Below are 530 nucleotides of genomic sequence, written 5' to 3' on the forward strand. Positions count from 1 at the left end.
GGGATGCGAGCCATAAAAATGTTCCTTTTAAAACCTTGTCAATGCTCTCTATAGATATTATTATATGCTCTATAAAGATTGTTTAGTCAAGTCTATTTAGAACAGGGGGCGATAATGGAACTCATCAATATTGACAAAGGAACAGACTGGATGAGTTTTTCTACCCGCTTTCTGCAACTGCGCAAGCAGCACAGCCTGACCCAGCCCCAGATGGCTGAGCGTGTAGGCATACACCTGACCCAAGTTCGCCGCTACGAGTCTGGTGAAGCACAGCCCTCTTTGGACATTCTCAAGCGGATTGCTGTCACTTTTAATGTGTCGGCGGACTGGCTGATATTTGAGGAAGAAGAACGTGAGCCGCAGGACGAACTGAAGCTGAAGTTTGAGGCGGTTAAACAGATGGATGAGGAAGAACAACGTTCGGTGATTTCAGTGCTGGATGCCCTGATTCTCAAGCATCAGGCTAGGCTATTGATTGGATAATCTGACTTAACGCGGCGCTGATGTGGTTGCAACACACCAACGCCGCT

1 protein-coding gene is annotated in these 530 nt (G+C 47.2%); it reads left to right on the forward strand.

The features are described from left to right. Positions 1–150: 150 nt before the first annotated feature. Positions 151–483 carry an RstR family transcriptional repressor gene (locus tag AAC147_RS09650; protein WP_047686454.1) on the forward strand — a complete coding sequence of 111 codons (333 nt, stop codon included), beginning with the start codon at positions 151–153 and terminating at the stop codon, positions 481–483. Positions 484–530 lie beyond the last annotated feature (47 nt).

The sequence above is a fragment of the Xenorhabdus sp. NBAII XenSa04 genome (genome assembly GCF_963866145.1).
Classification (GTDB): domain Bacteria; phylum Pseudomonadota; class Gammaproteobacteria; order Enterobacterales; family Enterobacteriaceae; genus Xenorhabdus; species Xenorhabdus indica.

Coding starts and splice junctions, on each gene's coding strand:
- AAC147_RS09650 (WP_047686454.1), top strand. CDS start 151: ATGAGTTTTTCTACCCGCTTTCTGCAACTGCGCAAGCAGCACAGCCTG.